Annotated in this window: 20 protein-coding genes; 13 read left to right on the top strand and 7 right to left on the bottom strand. The window is 64.4% G+C overall.

Annotation, left to right across the window (positions count from 1 at the left end; all coding sequences use genetic code 11):
• Positions 1-146 precede the first annotated feature (146 nt).
• The 8 genes from GDR53_RS09300 (at position 147) to leuB (ending at position 8502) form a co-directional block, all read left to right on the top strand.
• A complete protein-coding gene (locus GDR53_RS09300) occupies positions 147-2246 on the top strand; it encodes a putative bifunctional diguanylate cyclase/phosphodiesterase (RefSeq protein ID WP_193337775.1) in 2100 nt (699 codons plus the stop codon).
• A gap of 251 nt (positions 2247-2497) precedes the next feature.
• Positions 2498-4312, top strand: coding sequence for a translational GTPase TypA (gene typA / locus GDR53_RS09305; RefSeq protein WP_193337776.1), 1815 nt, complete (start codon positions 2498-2500; stop codon positions 4310-4312).
• A 167-nt stretch (positions 4313-4479) separates the two neighbouring features.
• Complete coding sequence (locus GDR53_RS09310; protein WP_193337777.1) at positions 4480-5088, top strand: DedA family protein; 609 nt, start codon at positions 4480-4482, stop codon at positions 5086-5088.
• Positions 5089-5183: 95 nt separating this feature from the next.
• The gene (gene leuD, locus GDR53_RS09315) at positions 5184-5789 is read left to right on the top strand and encodes a 3-isopropylmalate dehydratase small subunit (protein WP_193337778.1); all 606 of its coding nucleotides are present in this window, start codon (positions 5184-5186) and stop codon (positions 5787-5789) included.
• Positions 5790-5793: 4 nt separating this feature from the next.
• Positions 5794-6219, top strand: coding sequence for a GNAT family N-acetyltransferase (locus GDR53_RS09320; RefSeq protein WP_193337779.1), 426 nt, complete (start codon positions 5794-5796; stop codon positions 6217-6219).
• 2 nt (positions 6220-6221) lie between these two features.
• Positions 6222-6617 carry a RidA family protein gene (locus tag GDR53_RS09325; RefSeq protein ID WP_193337780.1) on the top strand — a complete coding sequence of 132 codons (396 nt, stop codon included), beginning with the start codon at positions 6222-6224 and terminating at the stop codon, positions 6615-6617.
• A 40-nt stretch (positions 6618-6657) separates the two neighbouring features.
• A complete protein-coding gene (locus GDR53_RS09330; RefSeq protein ID WP_193337781.1) occupies positions 6658-7275 on the top strand; it encodes a CPBP family glutamic-type intramembrane protease in 618 nt (205 codons plus the stop codon).
• A 126-nt stretch (positions 7276-7401) separates the two neighbouring features.
• Entirely contained in the window at positions 7402-8502 is a 1101-nt protein-coding gene (gene leuB, locus GDR53_RS09335; RefSeq protein WP_193337782.1) for a 3-isopropylmalate dehydrogenase, read from the top strand.
• Between the two features lie 94 nt (positions 8503-8596).
• Here leuB and rpsP read toward each other — a convergent pair whose 3' ends face one another.
• Together rpsP and ffh are read right to left on the bottom strand one after the other, a co-directional pair.
• Positions 8597-9019, bottom strand: coding sequence for a 30S ribosomal protein S16 (gene rpsP / locus GDR53_RS09340; protein ID WP_193337783.1), 423 nt, complete (start codon positions 9017-9019; stop codon positions 8597-8599).
• 28 nt (positions 9020-9047) lie between these two features.
• On the bottom strand, positions 9048-10640 hold the full coding sequence (gene ffh / locus GDR53_RS09345) for a signal recognition particle protein (RefSeq protein WP_193337784.1): 1593 nt from the start codon (positions 10638-10640) through the stop codon (positions 9048-9050).
• A gap of 342 nt (positions 10641-10982) precedes the next feature.
• Between ffh and GDR53_RS09350 the strand changes: the two genes are divergently transcribed.
• Positions 10983-12173 (top strand): GNAT family N-acetyltransferase, encoded by a 1191-nt coding sequence (locus tag GDR53_RS09350; protein WP_193337785.1) that lies wholly within the window; start codon positions 10983-10985, stop codon positions 12171-12173.
• A gap of 57 nt (positions 12174-12230) precedes the next feature.
• Here GDR53_RS09350 and GDR53_RS09355 read toward each other — a convergent pair whose 3' ends face one another.
• Positions 12231-13178 carry a cupin-like domain-containing protein gene (locus GDR53_RS09355; RefSeq protein WP_193337786.1) on the bottom strand — a complete coding sequence of 316 codons (948 nt, stop codon included), beginning with the start codon at positions 13176-13178 and terminating at the stop codon, positions 12231-12233.
• On the bottom strand, positions 13175-14356 hold the full coding sequence (locus GDR53_RS09360) for a GNAT family N-acetyltransferase (RefSeq protein ID WP_193337787.1): 1182 nt from the start codon (positions 14354-14356) through the stop codon (positions 13175-13177). Before GDR53_RS09360 ends, GDR53_RS09355 begins: the two co-directional genes overlap by 4 nt.
• Before the next feature lie 278 nt (positions 14357-14634).
• Here GDR53_RS09360 and dapF point away from each other — a divergent pair, with 278 nt between their 5' ends.
• The 4 genes from dapF (at position 14635) to GDR53_RS09380 (ending at position 18760) form a co-directional block, all read left to right on the top strand.
• Complete coding sequence (dapF, locus tag GDR53_RS09365) at positions 14635-15486, top strand: diaminopimelate epimerase (RefSeq protein ID WP_193338028.1); 852 nt, start codon at positions 14635-14637, stop codon at positions 15484-15486.
• Positions 15486-16751, top strand: a complete 1266-nt coding sequence (mtaB, locus tag GDR53_RS09370; protein WP_193337788.1) for a tRNA (N(6)-L-threonylcarbamoyladenosine(37)-C(2))-methylthiotransferase MtaB — start codon at positions 15486-15488, stop codon at positions 16749-16751. Before dapF ends, mtaB begins: the two co-directional genes overlap by 1 nt.
• A gap of 18 nt (positions 16752-16769) precedes the next feature.
• Entirely contained in the window at positions 16770-18017 is a 1248-nt protein-coding gene (gene ftsY / locus GDR53_RS09375; protein WP_193337789.1) for a signal recognition particle-docking protein FtsY, read from the top strand.
• Between the two features lie 83 nt (positions 18018-18100).
• Positions 18101-18760 (top strand): septation protein A, encoded by a 660-nt coding sequence (locus GDR53_RS09380; RefSeq protein ID WP_193337790.1) that lies wholly within the window; start codon positions 18101-18103, stop codon positions 18758-18760.
• 34 nt (positions 18761-18794) lie between these two features.
• Here the strand turns inward: GDR53_RS09380 and GDR53_RS09385 are convergent, their stop codons facing one another.
• From GDR53_RS09385 to GDR53_RS09395, 3 genes are all read right to left on the bottom strand, one after another.
• Entirely contained in the window at positions 18795-19199 is a 405-nt protein-coding gene (locus tag GDR53_RS09385; protein WP_193337791.1) for a DUF1761 domain-containing protein, read from the bottom strand.
• Positions 19200-19268: 69 nt separating this feature from the next.
• Complete coding sequence (locus tag GDR53_RS09390) at positions 19269-19703, bottom strand: EVE domain-containing protein (RefSeq protein ID WP_193337792.1); 435 nt, start codon at positions 19701-19703, stop codon at positions 19269-19271.
• A 5-nt stretch (positions 19704-19708) separates the two neighbouring features.
• A complete protein-coding gene (locus tag GDR53_RS09395; protein WP_193337793.1) occupies positions 19709-20002 on the bottom strand; it encodes a YciI family protein in 294 nt (97 codons plus the stop codon).
• Between the last annotated feature and the right edge of the window lies 1 nt (position 20003).

Raw genomic sequence — 20003 nt, forward strand, 5'->3', positions numbered from 1 at the left:
CCGGCGGGACGATTCGCCGGCCCCTGCGCCATTGTCCTTAATGGCTCGTTAAGCGGTTGCCACTAGCGTTCACATCGGCGTCACATTAGTCGCCGAACGAAAGGGTTCGTCGAGTGCGGGCAGCAGACGCTGGCAACTTGAGCGACATGGCGGAAGCATTGCTGCTTGATGCCGCGCTTGAAAATATTCCTTATGGGTTTTGTGTCTGGTCGCCGCAGTTCCGCCTGGTCATGTGGAACCAGCACTATAGCGACTTCTATGGCTTTTCCGACGAGGTCCTGCATCGCGGCATGAGCCTTGAGGATGTGGTGCAGCTCAGCGCGCGGCTGGGTAACCACCCCGATATGAGCCCGGAAGAATTCTACGAAACCTATACCGGCGAGCTGCTGGCCAATCGCAATGGCGCGCGGCTCAAGAGCCAGGAAGTGGTGCGGGGCGGCCGCACCATCGAAACGGCACATGCCTATTCGCCGGCGCTGGGCTGGGTGGTGACCCATGAGGACATTACCGACGAGGTGGCGCTGACCGAGGTGGTGCAGAAGCGCAAGCTCGAACTGGAGCGGCAGAACATCAGGCTCGACGCGGCCGTCAACAATATCAGCCAGGGCCTGTGCATGATGGATGCGCGCGGCAGGCTGGTGATCTGCAACGAACCCTATGCGCGCATCTACAGCCTGCCCGAACACCTGCTGCGTGCGGGTACCCAGCTCGAGGACATTTTGGGGCACCTGTTCGACATGGGCATGAGCACGGGCGGCACGCGCGATGACTATATCGCCTGGCGCCGCGACGTCATCGCCCGGCGTGAATATGGCAAGAACATCCATGAGCTGAACAACCGGACCATCATGATGCAGCACCATCCGATGAAGGATGGCGGCTGGGTGTCCACCCATGAGGACATTACCGAGCAGCGGCAGAATGAGGCGCGCATCCAGCACCTGGCGCGCCACGATGCGCTGACCGACCTGCCCAACCGCATCGAGTTCCTCGACCAGATGGCCAAGGCAGAGTCTGGACTGAGCCGCGGCGAGATGGCGGCGGTGCTCTATATCGACCTCGATCATTTCAAGGCCGTCAACGACACGCTGGGCCATGCGGTGGGCGACGAGGTCATCAAGCAGGCCTCGGCGCGGCTGTGGGGCGCCACGCGGGAAACCGACGTGCTGGCGCGGCTGGGGGGTGACGAATTTGCCCTGCTGATGCGGCCCATCGATGGACCCGACGCCGCTGCCCGGGTGGCGGACCGGATCATCCAGTCGATCGGCCAGCCCATGCTGATCGGCGGCCAGATGATCGAGATCGGTGCCAGTGTCGGCATTGCCGTGGGTCCCGGCGACGGGGTCAAGACCGACACACTGGTCAAGAATGCCGACCTGGCCCTCTACAAGGCCAAGAGCGAGGGCCGCTCGACCTACCATTTCTTCGAAGCGGGCATGGATGCCGAGCTGCAGCAGCGCCGGTCCATCGAGGCCGGGCTGCGGCTGGCGCTGGCCCGCAACGAGTTGCGCCTGGTTTACCAGCCGCTGCTGGGGCTGGCAGAGAACCGGGTCATCTGCGTCGAGGCGCTGCTGCGCTGGGACCATGGCGACCGGACGGTGTCGCCTGTCGAATTCATCCCCATTGCCGAGGAAACCGGGCTGATCGTGCCGATCGGCGAATGGGTGCTGCGCGAAGCCACCAAGGCGGCGGCCAAATGGCCCGGCGCGGTGCGAGTGGCGGTCAATCTCTCGCCCATCCAGTTCAAGAACCGCGACCTGGTGAGCCTGGTACAGTCGGCGCTGACCGATGCAAAGTTACCCGCGTCACGGCTGGAGCTGGAAATCACCGAATCGCTGCTGCTGGCGGAAAACGAGACCACGCTCAGGGCGCTGCACGATCTGCGCGGCATGGGCGTGCGCATCTCCATGGATGATTTCGGCACCGGCTATTCCTCGCTGAGCTATCTGCGCAGCTTTCCCTTCGACAAGATCAAGATCGACCGCTCCTTCATGCATGACCTGACCTCGCGCAAGGACAGCCAGGCCATCATGCAGGCGGTGATCGGCCTGGGCCGCTCGCTGGGCATGTCGACCACGGCCGAGGGCGTGGAAACTGAGGAGCAGCTGGCGCTGGTGCGGGCGCAAGGCGCCACCGAAGTGCAGGGCTTCCTGTTTTCGCCGCCCCTGCCGCCCAAGGCGCTGCTCAACCTGCTGCTGGCCGAGGCCAAGGCGGCGGCACCCGCCCTGCAGAAGCGGGCCGGCTGAGGCGCTGATCGGCGCGGCCCATTGCGCCAGCCATCGGGTAACCATCGGGCGCGGCGTTCGACACCGCAAACCACCCCTGCATCGCTCGCGCTTGTGGAAAAGCCCATCTTCCTGTAATGCAGCCCCGAATGCGCCAATCCGCCTTTTGTCGGCGGAGCTGGCGCGCGTTCATTCCTGCATGGTTCAGCCGTTTGTTGCCGCCCCTATCGCGGCCCGAGGTTTTGGGATCATGCCAAACAGGCCGGATCCATATGTCCTTGCGCAATATTGCTATCATCGCCCACGTTGACCACGGTAAGACCACGCTGATCGACGTCCTGCTCAAGCAGTCGGGTTCGTTCCGCGAGAACGAGCGCGTCGAAGAGCGCGCCATGGACAGCAATGATATCGAGCGCGAGCGCGGCATCACCATTCTGGCCAAGGTGACTTCGCTGCTGTGGAAAGACACCCGCATCAATATCGTGGACACCCCCGGCCACGCCGATTTCGGCGGCGAAGTCGAGCGCATCCTGTCGATGGTCGATGGCGTGGTGATCCTGGTGGACGCGGCCGAAGGCCCGATGCCCCAGACCAAGTTCGTGCTCGGCAAGGCGCTGGCCCAGGGCCTGCGCCCGATCGTGGCGATCAACAAGATCGACAAGTCGGACGAACGCCACCTCGAAGTGCTCGAAGAAATCTTTGATCTGTTCATCGCGCTCGACGCGTCGCCCGAGCAGCTCGATTTCCCCGTGCTCTACGGTTCGGCCAAGCAGGGCTGGATGGCCATGGAGCCAGAGGGCCCCAAGGACGATCTGGGCCCACTGCTCGACAAGGTCATCGAGCATGTGCCTGAGCCAACCGTGGAAGAAGGCCAGTTCCGCATGCTGGTCACCACCATCGAGCGCAACCCCTTCCTGGGCCGCATCCTGACCGGTCGCATCACTTCGGGCACCGTCAAGTCGAACGATCCGATCCACACCCTCAACCGCGAGGGCAAGGAAGTCGAAAAGGGCCGCGTCTCCAAGGTGCTGGCTTTCCGTGGCCTCGAGCGCACCCCGGTGGATTCGGGCGAAGCGGGCGACATCGTCGCCATTGCCGGTCTCGTCACCTCCACCGTGGCCGACACCATCTGCGCGCCACAGGTGAGCAAGCCGATCGCGTCCAAGCCGATCGATCCGCCCACCCTGTCGGTGACCTTCCGCATCAATGACGGCCCGCTGGCCGGCCGCGAAGGCGACAAGGTGCAGTCGCGCGTGATCCGTGAACGCCTGATGCGTGAAGCCGAGGGCAATGTGGCCATCCGCGTCACGCCCGGCGAAGACAATGACAGCTATGACGTGGCCGGCCGCGGCGAGTTGCAGCTGGCCGTGCTGATCGAAAACATGCGCCGCGAAGGCTTTGAGCTCACCATTGGTCGTCCCAAGGTGCTGTTCAAGGAAGAAAATGGCCAGAAGCTCGAGCCGATCGAGGAAGTCATCATCGACGTCGATGACGAGCATACCGGCACCGTGGTGCAGAAGCTGACCGAGCGGAAGGGCGAACTGACCGACATGCGCCCGTCCGGCATCGGCCGCACCCGCATCCAGCTGCTGGTGCCAACCCGCTCGCTGATCGGCTACCAGCCGGAACTGCTCAGCGACACCCGCGGCACGGCGATCTTCAACCGCCTGTTCCACTCCTTCGTGCCGTTCAAGGGCGATCTCCCCGGCCGCCGTACCGGCGTGCTGATCTCCAATGGCGCGGGCCAGTCCGTGGCGTTCGCGCTGTGGAACCTGGAAGACCGTGGCCAGATCATGATCGACTCGGGCGTGGACATCTATGAAGGCATGATCATCGGCGAGCACAACCGCGAGAACGATCTCGAGGTCAACGCGCTCAAGGGCAAGCAGCTCACCAATATCCGCACCACGTCCAAGGACGAAGCGGTGCGCCTGACCACGCCCAAGAAGCTGACCCTCGAGCAGTCGCTGGGCTATATCGCTGAAGACGAATATGTCGAGGTGACGCCAAAGTCGCTGCGCCTGCGCAAGATCTGGCTCGACCCCAATGATCGCAAGCGCATGAGCCGCGTTTCCAAGTCGGCCTAAGCCTGCCGGGGGTGCGCCTGAGGCCCACCCCCTCCGACCTCCCCAATCAGGGGAGGTTTTTCTACTCTTGGGCAAGATCGCGCCATTTCACAGTTCCATAGCGCCCTCCGGGGAGGCCAGGAGGGGGTGATGATTGGCCCCCATCCTGCATATTGAGAGGCAGACGCATGACTGACTGGATCATCCAGACCATAGCCGAGCTTGGCTATGTCGGCATTTTTCTCGTCATGCTGGCGGAATCGATCTTTCCGCCCATCCCGTCCGAACTCATCATTCCCTTTGCCGGCTTTGCCGCCGCCAGCGGCGATCTCAACCTGTTCGGCGTCATTGCCACCGCCACCCTTGGCGCGGTGGTGGGCATGCTGCCCTGGTATTATGCCGGGCGCCTGTTCGGGCTCGCTCGGGTGCGGTTTCTGGCCGACAGGTTCGGCCGCTTCATGGCCTTCAATGCCGACGAGATCGACATTGCCGTGGGCTGGTTCACCCGCTTCGGGCCGATCATCGTGCTGTTTGGCCGGCTGATGCCGCTGATCCGCACCCTGATCTCCATTCCGGCCGGGCTATCGCGCATGAGCCTGCCGGTATTCCTGGCAGCCTCCACCGCCGGTGCGCTGATCTGGAATACCATCCTGACCATGGCCGGCTATATCCTGCATGAGCACTACCATGTCATCGAGGTGGTGCTCGATCCGCTCAGCTATGGCGTGCTGGCGCTGGTGGTGCTGGTCTATCTCTTCCGCGTCGTCACCTGGAAGCCGAGCAAGCAGCCCGGCTAGTCTCCAACGGGGCGCCGGCGAACGCTTTGCGGCATTGACGGCTTGACCGCGGGCGCGGTTTTGCGCCAAGACCGTTGCCAAAGCGAGGTTTCCTCATGGACAAGTTCATCAGCCTGACCGGTGTCGCGGCGCCCCTGCCGTTCATTAATATCGATACCGATATGATCATCCCCAAGCAGTATCTGAAAACCATCAAGCGCACCGGCCTGGGCACGGCGCTGTTTTCCGAGATGCGCTACAAGGATGACGGCAGCGAAAACCCCGACTTCGTGCTCAACAAGCCGGCCTATCGCGACGCCCAGATCATCGTGGCCGGCGACAATTTCGGCTGTGGCTCGAGCCGCGAGCACGCGCCCTGGGCGCTGCTGGATTTCGGTATTCGCTGCGTGATCTCGACCAGTTTTGCCGACATCTTCTACAATAACTGCTTCAAGAACGGCATCCTGCCGGTCGTGGTGTCGGCTGAGCAGCTTAAACTGCTGCTGGACGATGCCGAGCGCGGCTCCAATGCCACGCTGACGGTGGACCTCGAAAGCCAGACCATCAAGGGCCCCGATGGCGGCACGCTGCATTTCGACATCGATCCGAGCCGCAAGCAGATCCTGCTTGAAGGCCTTGACGACATTGCCGGCACGCTGAAGTCCGATCCCTCGATCAGTTCTTTCGAAACCAAGATGGCGGCTGACCGCCCCTGGCTCTGAGTCCATGGTCGAGATCGGCTATGAGGCCGAGCTGCAGCCGGACAGTGCGGCGGCAATCAGCGCCGCGCTGACCGCCTTCAACCGGTCCAAGGCGCCGCAGTTTCCGGCGCCGCGCGATATCGGGCTGACCCTGCGAGATCCGGCCTCCGGCGTCGTGGATGGCGGCCTCACCGCGCGCATCAGCTTGAACTGGATGTTCGTTGAACTGCTGATCGTGCCAGAGCGCCCGCGCGGGCAGGGCGTGGGCAGCCAGATCATGGCCAAGGCCGAAGACGTGGCCCGCCAGCATGGCTGCGATGGCATCTGGCTGGATACCTTCAGCTTCCAGGCGCCGGGCTTTTACGCCAAGCTGGGCTATGTCGTGTTCGGCGAAATCGCCCATTATCCCCCCGGCGCCAGCCGGTTCTTCCTTCACAAACACCTGAGTTGATCATGGTCCAGCGCGTTTCCACCGGCTCCCCCTTCGAGGCTACCTTCGGCTATTCCCGTGCAGTCCGGCATGAGGACACGGTCTATGTGTCCGGCACCACCGGCTATGACTATGCCAGCATGACCATGCCCGACGACGTTAGCGCCCAGGCAGCCAATGCCCTGGCGACCATAGACAAGGCGCTCAAGGAAGCCGGCTCGTCGATCCAGGACACGGTGCGGGTGGTCTACTATGTCGGCGACCGCGCCGATGTCGAGGCGGTGGTCAAGGCCGTCGGTCCGGTGTTCAAGGATATCCGGCCGGCAGCCTCGATGCTGATCGTGCAGATGATCGAGGCCGGCATGAAGATCGAGATCGAGGTCACCGCCCGCATCGGCGCCGCCGGCAGCCATAGCTGAGCCGGGCCGGGTGATGTCCGGTCGGCAGATCGCCCTTGTCATGCATGCAGCGCTCCTCATCGGGGCGCTGTTTTTCATCGTGCCCCGGCTCACCGCCTGGGATGGCCGGGCCGGCTATCTGCTCGTTCTCGGCTTCTACTGGCTGGCCTTTTGCCTCCCGGTCATTGTGCTGCATGCCCTGCCAGGCAATGACGGGCGCCTGTTTTCCGAGAAACTGCCTTGGCGCGACTGGTGGATCCTGCCGCTGCTGCTGGCGCAGGCGGGACTGGTGGCAGCGATCTATTTCGTGCCCCATACGGCCTTGCTCAGCACGAACGGGATGTGGCTGGCCTTTCTCGTCGCGGCGATCCATGCGCCGCTCGAGGAGCTGGCCTGGCGCGGCGGGTTCATCGCCACCTTCCGGACCTTGCCGCGCTTGGGCTTCTGGCTGGGCTGGGCGCTGTTTGTGGCCTGGCATGTGCCGCTTACGCTCAGCGTCGGCATGGTGTTTGCGGGCGGCGCCCTGACGCTGATCGGCGGCGCGGCTGCACTTGGCTTGCTTTGGAGCTGGATCGCCTGGCGGACCGGTTCGGTCTTCTATGTGGGCCTGGCCCATTTCATCAGCAGTTTTGTCGCCTTCTGGGTCCTGTTCGAGCACAATGGCTTTGTCGGGAGCTAAGTCAGCGTCGGGGGCCGACCGGCAAGGCGATGAGACGTTTTCAGCTGGGCACAGCTTGCGCAGATGTGACGATTGCCGCTATGAGCAAGGTCAAAGGCGTAACCACCAGTACGGCAAGGATCCCTCATGGCCACCCATTCCCTCTTCCTGCTCCCCGGCGACGGCATCGGCACCGAGATCATGGCCGAGGTCGACAAGCTGATTTCCTGGAGCAATGGCGAGCAGCTGACCGACTTTGCCACCGAGCGCGGCCTGGCCGGCGGCGCGGCCTATGATGTCCACCAGGTGGCCATTACCGATGAGGATACCGAAAAGGCCAAGGCCGCCGATGCGGTGCTGTTTGGCGCGGTAGGCGGGCCTAAATGGGACAATGTGCCCTATGAGCAGCGGCCCGAGGCGGCGCTGCTGCGGCTGCGCATGGAAATGGCCGTATTCGCCAATCTGCGCCCCGCCATCTGCTATCCGGCTTTGGCCGATGCCTCCTCGCTCAAGCGCGAGCTGGTGGAAGGGCTCGATATCCTGATCGTGCGCGAACTGACGGGCGGCGTCTATTTCGGCGAGCCCAAGACCATTACCGATCTGGGCGACGGGCAGAAGCGCGCCATCGATACCCAGGTCTACGAGACCTATGAGATCGACCGCATTGCCCGCGTCGCTTTCGATCTGGCGCGCACGCGCAACAACAAGGTGCATTCGGCCGACAAGAAGAACGTGATGAAGTCCGGCGTGCTGTGGGACGAAGTGGTCAAGGGCGTCGGCAAGGATTATGCCGATGTCGAGCTGCACCATATCCTGGCCGACAATGCGGCCATGCAGCTGGTGCGCAATCCCAAGCAGTTCGACGTCATGGTCACCGACAACCTGTTCGGCGATATTCTCTCGGACGTCGCGGCCATGCTGACGGGTTCGCTGGGCATGCTGCCCTCGGCCTCGCTGGGCGCGCCCGATCCCGTCACCGGCAAGCGCAAGGCCTTCTACGAGCCTGTACACGGTTCGGCCCCCGACATTGCCGGAAAGGGCATTGCCAATCCGATCGCCATGATCGCCAGCGTCGCCATGGCGCTGCGCTACAGCTTCGGCATGATCGAGCTGGCCACCCGCATCGAAAACGCCATCTCGGCCGTCCTCAGCGACGGGCTGCGCACCGGCGACATCGCCCAGGACAACCGCAAGACGGTCGGCACCGAAGAAATGGGCGCGGCCATCCTGGCCAAGCTCAAGGCCTAGCCGCGGCAGCCCCTCGCTGAGGGGTTGCGCAACAGAATGCAAAAAGGCCCCGGTGTTTCCACCGGGGCCTTTGTCATTCAGCGCTGCGCCAGACTTATTCGGCGGCAGGGGCTTCTTCAGCAGGCGCTTCTTCGACAGGAGCCTCGACGACCTTGGGGGCGTTCTTGAGCTCTTCGGCAGCAGCCAGCTTGGCGGCCTTTTCTTCGGCGCGCTGGGTGGCCTTTTCGCCGGGCTTGCCCTTGTCAGGGTTGTTGCGGGCTTCGCGGTTCATCACGCCGGCGACGTCGAGGAAGCGCAGCACGCGGTCGGTCGGCTGGGCGCCAACGCTCAGCCAATGCTTGGAGCGCTCGAGGTCGAGCACGACGCGGCCCTCATTGTCCTTGGCCAGCAGCGGGTTGAAGGTGCCGAGCTTTTCGATGAAGCGGCCATCGCGGGGCGAACGGGCATCGGCAACGACGATCTGGTAGAATGGGCGCTTCTTGGTGCCACCACGGGCCAGACGGATCTTGAGGGACATATTGGTATCCTAGGGTTGGTTGAAAGGGTTACTTTTTCTTGCCCAGGCCAGGCAGGCCGGGGAAACGGGGAGCGGCGGAGAAGCCGGGCAAAGCCGGTCCGCCAGCGGATTTGAGCAGGGCGCCGACATCGCTCGGCAGCGCCTTGGATGCGGGGGCTGAAGGGCCGGGCAGGCCCTTGAGCTGGCTGGGGTCGATACCGGCCTGGCGGGCCATCTGCTCGAGCTGGGCGGGGTCCATCTTGGAGAGGTCGGGCATGCCGCCCATGCCACCCATCATCTGGCCCATCTTGCCACCCATCATGCCGCCCAGCGCGCCCATGCCACCCTTGCCGACCTTTTTCATCATGTCGGCCATCTGGCGGTGCTGCTTGGCCAGCTTGTTGATTTCGCTGACCTCAACGCCGGCGCCGGCGGCAATGCGCTTGCGGCGGCTGGCATTGAGCAGGTCGGGGGCGGCGCGCTCTTTCTTGGTCATCGAATTGATGATGGCGATCTGACGATCGAACACCTTCTCGTCGACATTGGCGCCGGCCATGGCCTTTTTCATCTGGCCCATGCCCGGCATCATGGCCATCAGGCCACCCATGCCACCCATCTTCTTCATCTGGATCAGCTGGCTGCGCAGGTCGTCGAGGTCGAAGGAGCCCTTCTTGAGCTTCTTGGCCATCTTCTGGGCGTCTTCGGCCGAGACGTGTTCGGCGGCCTTTTCGACGAGGCTGACAATGTCGCCCATGCCCAGGATGCGGTCGGCAATGCGGCTGGGGTGGAAATCCTCCAGCGCATCCATCTTTTCGCCGGTACCGATCAGCTTGATCGGCTTGCCGGTGGCGGCGCGCATCGAGAGCGCCGCGCCGCCACGGCCATCGCCGTCGACGCGGGTCAGCACGATGCCGGTAATGTCGAGGCGCCCGTCAAAGGAGCGCGCCACATTGATGGCGTCCTGGCCGGTGAGGGCGTCAACCACCAGCAGGATTTCGTGCGGGTTGGCAATGTCGCGGATGCTGACGGTCTCGGCCATCAGCTCGTCATCGATATGGGTGCGGCCGGCGGTGTCGAGGATCAGCACGTCATAGCCGCCGAGGCGACCTTCGCGCTCGGCGCGGCGGGCGATCTCGACCGGGGTCTCGCTGGTGACGATGGGCAGCGTATCGACGCCTACCTGTTCGCCCAGCACGCGCAGCTGCTCCATGGCAGCGGGGCGGCGGGTATCGAGCGAGGCCAGCAGAACCTTCTTCTTCTGGCGGTCCCTGAGGCGCTTGGCGATCTTGGCGGTGGTGGTGGTCTTGCCCGAGCCCTGCAGGCCGACCATCAGCAAGGTCACCGGGGCCTTGGCATTGAGGTCGATGGCGACGCTGGTTTCGCCCAGCACCGCAACCAGCTCGTCATGGACGATCTTGATGACCTGCTGGCCGGGGGTCACCGAACGGGTGACCTCGGCGCCGACGGCGCGGTCGCGGACCTGTTCGACAAAGGCCTTGACCACTTCGAGCGACACGTCGGCCTCGAGCAGCGCGCGGCGGATTTCGCGCAGCGCCAGATCGACGTCGTCGGCGCTCAGCGCGCCGCGGCCGCGTAGTCCATCAAAGATTTTGCCAAGCCGGTCGCTTAAGCTGTCAAACATGCGGTTTCCTTGCTCTCCGCGGATAATCGCAAAGATGTAAGATCCATCAGTCCAAACGCCAAGCACACCCACGGGCGCAACGCGCTGGTGGATGGTGGCCTCCGGGATCGTCGATACCCGCAAGGGGTCCCGGTCGGCTGGTCAGGAGCAAGGCCTGATGAATGGGCTGGCTTTAGGGGAAAGCCAGATACGAGTCAAGAAAATCAGGCCCGTTGGCACGGCCCCGACATTGAAATGCGCTTTGTGGGTAAAGACGGCACCACGCCATGCGGTCATTAATCAAATCCTGCCCATTAGCCGTTAGCCTAGCCGTCCGATCCCTTGCACGGACCAAGCCGACTGATGACGTTGCTGACAGGGCGCAAAGCCGGACAGGGGCCAATACCGCCCCACAAGGCGTTTGACGTCGCGATTTTCCACGCCATGGATGTGGCCGAGGCCGAATGGCGGGCGTTTGAGGCGGTTGCCGTGCTGACGCCTTATCAGCGCTTTGACTGGGTCAAGGCACTGATCGCGGCCGGCCTGGAAAGCGAGGCGGGACTGGCAATCGCCGTGATCCGCCGCGATGGCGAAACCGTGGCGCTGCTGCCCTTGGCCATAAGGCAGCGTTTCGGCTTACGCGTGGCCACCATGCTGGGCACGACGTCATCAAATGGCGACTGGCTGATGGCGCTGCCCCGGTTCAATCCCGACGCGGCGACGCTGCAGGTGCTGTTGCGGCGCATCTGCCAGGCGGCCGGGGGCGCGGACCTCGTGACGCTCTACAACCAGCCCGCCAGCTGGCAGGGCATGGACAATCCGGTGCTGGCGCTAGCCAAGGCGCCGGGCGCCTCCAACACCTATGTGGCGACCATCGGTCCCACGCCGGTGCCCTATATCGAGCACAGGCTGAGCACCAAGCGGCGCAACAATATCACCCGCGGCATGCGGCGGCTGGCGGAGAGTTTTGGCCCGCTGCGGACCGTGCGGGTCAACGATCTGCCCACGCTGGAAGCGGCGCATCAGGTGTTTCTCGAGCAGCGCGCGGCGCGCTTCGTCGAGATGGGCGTGCGCAATATCTTTGCCGAGGATGGATTTGTCCGCCTGTTCCGGCAATTGGCCCCGGCAAGCTTTGGCCAGGCCCGGCCGGCGCTGTGCCTGCATGTGCTTTATGCCGGCGAGGAGATCGTGGCCACCTGCTGGGGTGCCATGGCGGGCAATCACTATTCGCAATATATCAATTCGACCAGTTCGGGCCCGGCCTCGCAATATAGCCTGATGGCTATCCTGATCGGCACGGTGATGGATGATCTCACCCAGGCCGGGATCGTGACCATGGATATGGGGCTGGGTGACTTTGCCTATAAAAGCGAGTGGGCCGAGCGCGAACCGGTGTTTCATAGCGTCATCGCTCTGACCCGCCGGGGTCAGTTGGCCGCCGCCGCGTCGGGGCTGCGCGACGGTCTCAAGCGCCAGATCAAGCAGACGCCCTGGCTGTGGACCGCGGCCAAGCGGCTGCGCCAGCTGCTGTTCAGCCTCACCCGAAAATCCTGACAAAAAAGGCGGCCGGTTGCCCGACCGCCTGCTGTCTCGGACAATGCCGCGCCGGCTTTACATGCCCGGCTTGGGCTTGGCCTTGTCGCGGTAGTAATAGTTGGCGTCCTTGCCCAGGACCAGCGAGCGCAGCAGCTTGCGCACGCCCTCGCTCTGGCGCAGCGGCGCGGCCAGCAGGGCCAGGGTCTGCATGGCGGCGACCTTGATTCCGTCCAGGGCTGGGCTGACGCCGGGCGCCTGCTGGGGAAAGCCGCGGTCGCGCAGCATGGAATTGGCGACATAGAGATGGTTGCGGCGCTTCACTTCGGGCGTCTTCCAGGTGATGGCCAGCGAGATCGAATAGGTGTCCTTGGTCTTGACCCAGTGCGGCCAGATATAGGGCACGAAGACGCCCTCGCCCGGCTTGAGTTCGTTGACCGTGCCGCGGCCGGCATAGGCGTCGTCGAACTTGAGGTTGCGGTGCTTGGTGATCGCGTGCTCGATCTGGTCCTCGCTGGCAATGCTGCGATCGGTATTGTCGTAGATGGCAAACTGCTTGTCGCCATGGACCTGCACGAAGAAATTGTCCTCGCTGTCGAGATGGAACGGCGTCGTCGAGTTGGGCGAGGAGACAAACATGAAGCCCTGGATATCGGTGAACCTGGCATCCCTGACGCCGGCAAAGCCGCGGGCCTTGGCCACCGAATCCAGCACTTCGTCGAGCAGGGCCTTGTAGGTGGGGTGATGCTCGACGCGCTTGAGCACCATCCAGGCGCCGGCGGTCTCGATCTGGGTGATGACGTCTTCGGGGTCGAGATCGACCAGCGGCGTCGAGGAGGGGTCCTGGCTGACGGCTGCCTTGCCGGAATTGTACTCGATGCGGTCACGGGGCAAGGCCTTGACCAGGTCGAGGATGGCCGGCAGCGTCAGGCGCGCATCGCCCACCAGGCCATGATTGATGCGGAAGGGCCGGTCGGGGAACAGGGTTTCAAAGGCGGCCGGTTCGGCGGTCAGCAATGGGTTCACGGACGTTTCTCCTTGGGGTTGGCCAGGGCATGCAGCAGCCGCTTGGCAAGGCTGCGGGCTGTGCGGCGAGCGGCCATCAGCGCGATGATGGCGCCGGCGATCGGATCATTGGGCATGGTGGGGATCAGCAGATCGCCAATCGGCAGCCGTTCCCGCCAGACATGGTCGATCATCGGATGGCCCGCATCGGCGGTGGAATCGACCAGGGCAATGGCCGGGTCGGCGGCAAAATGGTGGGTCAGTTCAAGCGTCAGCTGCACGCCCGGCGAATAGCGCGCCTGGGTCTCGTCATAGGCAATCTTGAAGAACAGCGCCTGAGGACCTTGGCGGATCACCAGGCCGGAGGCAATCACGGCGGCGTCCAGGGTCAGTTCGGCGATCTGGATGCGCCCATCGACGCTGAGCCCGGCGGCGGCAGCGCGGATGAAAGCTGCGTCGTTTGCATTCTGGCCCAGGCCGGTGCCACCGGCGCCCTTCCAGCCCATGGCTTCGAGGGCGAGAAAGCGTTCCAGCGCTGCCGCCACGTCGGCCGGCGTGCTGGCAATGGCAAAGGCCACCGCACCGTCATCGGCAAGCCGGTTGCGCAGGCGCCGCAATTCCTTGAGCCGTTTGCCCCCCAGGCCGGCCCGCAGATAGGGCTCGGACTCCTGCGTGGCGTCGAACGCGGCGCGCTCGTGCCGGTTGTGAATGACAGTGCGCAGGCCGCGCCGCGACATGGCCGCCTGCAGCGCCGCAAAGGCGGGACCGTCAAGGGTCATTGCCGGCAGCGAGAGCACGCGGGCGCCAGCGGCCGCTGCTGCATCGATCAGGGCGCCGGCGGCGGTGACCGCCGCGTCCCGGTGCAGCAGGGGCACGCTGAGCGGACTATAGGCCTGACGGGCGATCAGCGCCGGCACCGGCAGGTGCAGCGCATGCCAGGCCGAGACCACGGGCAGCAGGCCGATCAAGTCGCGATCGGCATTGTCGGCATGGGCCAGCAGCAGGCCGGGCCTGTGGCTGAGCGTGGCGGCCGCCAGCGCGTAGTCGGCAGCATAAAAGCCGTTGGCCTGGACCGCGGCATCGCCCAGCCGATGCCAGGCGGCGCGCGGCACCGACGTCATGGGGACCACGGCAGGCCGCGTCGCCGCGCGTGCCACGCCCGCTACCTTGTCTGCGCTCTCCGCCGCCGTCGTATCCAAACCTCATCTCCCTTAGAGCCCCAACCATAGGGCAAAGGGCTGTCGCCCGGGAAATTGCCTGTTCCCCTGGTTAAAGCGGGATGAAACGGCCTTCACGAGCGAAACCCTTACAAAATATGAACATTTCCGGCGTCTGGCAGGTGCCGCTCGTCCCGAGCGTCGGGGAGCGTGGCGCGGGCCGCGCCGCCCACTGGCATTTTTGGACTGCATCAGCCATATAGGGACATTCATTCCAATGCTGGGCGAGGCAGACAGTGAGCGGTGTGCCGTTTCTCAAGATGAACGGGCTGGGCAACCAGATCATCGTGGTCGACATGCGCGGCCGCGCCGACCGCGTCACGCCCGCCGCGGCCATCGCCATCAACGCCATGCCGGGCACCAAGTTCGACCAGATCATGGCCATCCACGATTCCCGCACCGCGGGCACCGTGGCCTATATCGACATCATCAATTCGGACGGGTCGCGGGCCCAGGCCTGCGGCAATGGCATGCGTTGCGTAGTGCAGGCGCTGACCGCCGAACAGGGCCGACAGGCTTTCACCTTTGAAACCGTTGCCGGCATCCTGTTTGGCGAAGAGCAGCCCGACGGGCTGATCACCGTCGACATGGGCACGCCCAAATTTGCCTGGTACGACATTCCCCTGGCCGAGGAATTTGCCGATACGCGCAAGATCGAGCTGCAGATCGGGCCGATCGATGCGCCCGTGCTGCACTCGCCGTCGGTGGCCTCGATGGGCAATCCGCAGGCCACCTTCTGGGTCTATGACGATGTGTGGAACTATGCGCTGGACCGGTTCGGGCCCATGCTGGAAAACCATCCGATCTTCCCCGAGCGCGCCAATATCTCGATTGCGCAGGTGCTGGCGCCCGACCGGATAATCCTGCGCACCTGGGAACGCGGCGCCGGCCTCACCGAGGCCTGCGGCACGGCGGCCTGCGCGGCGGTGGTCAATGGCGCGCGCACCAAGCGCAGCGCCCGGGCCGCGACCGTCACCGTGCCCGGTGGCGATCTGCGCGTCGAATGGCGCGCCGACGACCATGTGGTGCTGACCGGCCCGGCGGAACGGGAATGGGCCGGCACGCTCGATCCCGCCACTGGCGTCTGGGCGCGCGCGGAGGTTGCGGCCTGATGGCCGTGGAAACGCTGACCTTTGGCTGTCGCCTCAATGCCTATGAAGCCACGGTGATGAAGGCGGAGGCCGAAAAGGCCGGGCTCGACAATGCCGTCCTCATCAATACCTGCGCTGTGACGGAGGAGGCCGTGCGTCAGGCCAGGCGGGCCGTACGCAAGGCCCGGCGGGACCATCCGGCGGCGCGCATCATCGTCACCGGTTGCGCCGCGCAGACCCAGGCGCGCAGCTTTGGCGACATGGAAGAGGTCGATCTGGTCATCGGCAACAATGACAAGATGCAGGCGGCAAGCTACGCCCCCCTGGTGTTCGGCACGCCGCTCAATGACAAGGTCCAGGTCAACGACATCATGAGCGTGCGGGAAACCGCCGGCCACCTGATCGAGGGCATGGATGGCCGCGCCCGCGCCTTCGTGCAGGTCCAGAATGGTTGCGACCACCGCTGCACCTTCTGCATCATCCCGTTCGGCCGCGGCCCGTCGCGCTCGGTGCCGATGGGCGTGGTGGTCGAACAGGTCAAGAAGCTGGTGGCCAATGGCTATGGCGAAGTGGTGCTGACCGGGGTGGATATAACCTCCTATGGCCCCGATCTGCCGGGCACGCCCAGTCTGGGCAAGCTGGTCCAGGCGATCCTGCGGCATGTGCCCGACCTGCCGCGACTGCGGATTTCCTCGATCGACAGTATCGAGGCCGACGCGGCGCTCTATGACACGGTCGCCAGCGAGCGCCGGCTGATGCCGCATATGCACCTGTCGCTGCAATCGGGCGATGACATGGTGCTCAAGCGCATGAAGCGCCGGCACAGCCGCGACGATGCGCTGGCCATCATGGCCAAGCTGCGCGCGCTGCGGCCCGAGATGGTGTTCGGGGCCGATATCATTGCCGGCTTCCCCACCGAGGATGACGCGATGTTTGCCAATACGCTGGCCATTGTCAGCGAGGCCAGGCTGACGCATCTGCACGTCTTTCCCTATTCGCCGCGAGAGGGAACGCCGGCCGCGCGCATGCCGCAGGTCAGCCAATCCATCGCCCGGGAGCGGGCGAAGCTGCTGCGGGCAGCGGGCGAGGCCGAGTTCAAGGCCCTGTGCGCCAGCCGCGTCGGCAGAGTCGAAACCGTGCTGATGGAACGCAATGGCGTGGGTCGCACCGAGCAATACCTGCCCGTCCGGGTGCCGGCTGCGCAACCGGGTGACCTGCTGGCCGTTCGGATCATGGCGAGCCGAGATGCCGGCCTTGTGGGCGAAGCGGTGCGCGAAGCTGCCTAATATTCAGAAAGTCCGCCGATGACCGACAAGAAGCCGGGTTTTTTCAAGCGCCTGATCACGGGTGAGGTGTTCCAGCCTGCGCCTATGCCCGCAGCCGATCCGCGGCCGGCTCCTTTGGAGGCGCTGCCCGAGGCCGAGCCGGTGGCGCTGACCCCCGATGTCGTCCTGCCGGCGGAAACCCCGGAAGCAGCGCCCGAGTCCCCGGCGCCGGCGCCCGCCGCCGCAGAAGACCATGTGCCTCTGCCCGGCCCGCCGGAAACCACGCCGGACTATGTCGAGGCCGTCGAGGCGCGCGCCCATGCCGTGGTGCCCGCCGCGGCGGCAACGAATGTTCCTGTCGAGCCGGAAGGCTGGCTGGCGCGCCTGGCTTCAGGGCTCAAGCGCTCCTCCAATCAGTTGAGCGGGTCGATCACGGCGGTCTTCACCAAGCGCAAGCTGGACAATGCGACGCTCGATGAGCTCGAGGATGTGCTGATCCAGGCCGATCTGGGGATCGAAACCGCCACCAGCATTACCGATATCCTGCGCCGTGACCGCTTTGACCGCGATGTCTCGGGCGAAGATGTGCGGGCCGTGCTGGCGGCCGAAGTGGAAAAGGTACTGGGCCCGGTGGCACGGCCGCTGGTGATCGACACGGTGCAAAAGCCGTTCATCATCCTGATGATCGGAGTCAATGGCTCGGGCAAGACCACCACGATCGGCAAGCTGGCGCAGAAATTTGCCGGCGAGGGCCGCTCGGTGATGCTGGCGGCGGGTGACACGTTTCGCGCCGCGGCCATCGAACAATTGCAGGTCTGGGGCCAGCGGACCGGCGCTACCGTCGTGTCCCGCCCCGCCGGGTCGGATGCGTCGGGCCTGGCCTTTGACGCGGTGACACAGGCGAAGGCTGAAGGCCGTGACGTGCTGATCATCGACACGGCCGGGCGGTTGCAGAACCGCGACGAGCTGATGAACGAGCTCGAGAAGATCATCCGGGTGATCAAGAAGGTCGATCCGAGCGCGCCCCATGCCACCGTGCTGACGCTGGACGCCACCACCGGGCAGAACGCGCTCAAGCAGGTGGAGATCTTCGGCCAGCGGGCCGGCGTCACCGGGCTGGTCATGACCAAGCTCGATGGTACCGCAAGGGGCGGCATTCTCGTCGCCATCGCCCGCAAGTTCGGCCTGCCGGTGCATTTCATCGGCGTGGGCGAAGGGGTGGGCGATCTGCAGGCCTTTACTGCCGCCGACTTCGCCCAGGCCATTGCCGGGCGCGAACAGCCCTAATCTGACCATGCTTGGCCCCTAACGAGGCCTTGCATGCTCAGGCCGCAGCGCTCACATTGCCGCCATGCGAAACGAGAAACACCATGTCTGAAAAAGCCACGCCGCAAGCCGAACCCGAGATCAAGTGGGATGAGCTGCGTCCGCAACTGATCAAGATGGCGCTGGAGCTGGGGCCGCTGGTGATCTTCTTCATCGTCAATGCGCGGGCCGACATCTTTGCCGCCACCGCCTGGTTCATGGGCGCCATGGTGATCTCGCTGCTGGCCAGCTGGCTGATCCTGAAGAAGATCGCCGTCATGCCGCTGGTCACCGGCGTTGTCGTGCTGGTCTTCGGCGGGCTGACGCTATGGCTGCAGGACGATACCTTCATCAAGATCAAGCCGACCATCACCAATGGCCTGTTCGCCGCGGTGCTGCTGGGCGGACTGGTGTTCGGGCATTCGCTGCTGAAATATGTGTTCGGTGACGTCTACAAGCTGCGGCCGGAAGGCTGGAGCAAGCTGACGCTGAACTGGGGCCTGTTCTTCGTGCTGCTGGCAGTGATCAACGAGGTGGTATGGCGCGGCGCGGCCTTTTATCACCCCACCGATCCCAAGGCGGCGACGGACCTCTGGGTTTCGTTCAAGACCTTTGGCGTGATGCCGCTGACGATCCTGTTTTCGATCAGCCAGGTCAGCCTGCTCAACAAATATGCGCCGCCCAGCGAGCCCCAGCATATCCCGCCCATCGTGGTGGATAACTGAGGCGCAGCGGCGCCTCAGTCCAGGCCATCCGTTTTCAGCCAAATAGGCCGATCACCACACCCGCGAGCAGCAGCACGCCGAGCAGGTAACCGCCATCGATCAGCGTGCGCGACCAGGGCGCGCCCTGGTAGCGGTGGTTGAGCACCATGGCGGTGATGATGAATCCCAGCCACATCTGTGCGCCGACCAGCAGGCCATTGGCGACCGTGGTCGCCCCGGTCAGGGCCGGCGTCAGCACGGCCAGGAAATAGGCCATGATGAAGATGCACAGCACCGACCACAGATAGGGCGTGTAGTCGCTGCGATCGATCTGGTCGGCCGTCTTGCCGATGGAGGCCAGCCAGGGCTTGGCCAGTGCCATATACCAGGCGGCGCCAAAGGCCCAGGCGACGACGGTGGCCAGGACGACGGCCAGCCAGTTGACGGCAAAGTGCAGCATGTTCTTCTCCCCCCGAGATTGGATGCAGGCACAGACTAGCGCTTGCCGCCGGCCTTGGGTAGCCGGGGCTCAGAGCCCGCCCATTTGGCAGATCAGCGCCCATTCGTCGGGGCTGACCTTGGAGACCGAGAGGCGCGACAGCTTGACCAGTTCAAGCTCGGCCAGTTCGGGCGTCGCCTTGACACTGGCCAGGGTGACCGGCTTGGGCATGGGTTTGACCGCGGCGACGTCGACGCATTCCCACACCACTTCGCTCTTGGCGTTGAGCTCGGCCGTGTCATCGGGATGGGCGAGGCCGACGATCTCGATAATGCCGACAATCTCCTTGCCGATATTGGAATGGTAGAAGAAGGCTTGGTCGCCCAGGGCCATGGCCCGCATATTGTTGCGGGCAGCATAGTTGCGCACGCCATGCCAGGCCTCGGTCTCGCCGCGCTTGGTCTTGGCGACCATGTCATCGAACGAGAAGACATCGGGCTCCGATTTCATCAGCCAGTAGGCCATTGGCGTCAGTCCTTTTTGGCCATGTTGTTGATGGCGACGCGCCAAGGCTTGATTTCGGTGGTGCCGAAAATGCCTTCCTTGATGAAGGGATCGGCCATGAACATGGCCGTCGCCGCTTCAAGGCTCTCGGCTTCCACCACCATGAGTGAGCCCTCGGGCTTGTCCTCGCCATCCAGCAGGGCGCCGGCCAGGACCAGTTTCTCGCCCAGGGCATGGAGGTGGTCGAGATGGACAGGACGCGTCGCGGTGCGCTTGTCGCCCATTCCCGGCTTGTCCTTGGCGATCATGGCATAGAGCATA

It is taken from the genome of Devosia beringensis (assembly GCF_014926585.1).
GTDB lineage: Bacteria > Pseudomonadota > Alphaproteobacteria > Rhizobiales > Devosiaceae > Devosia > Devosia beringensis.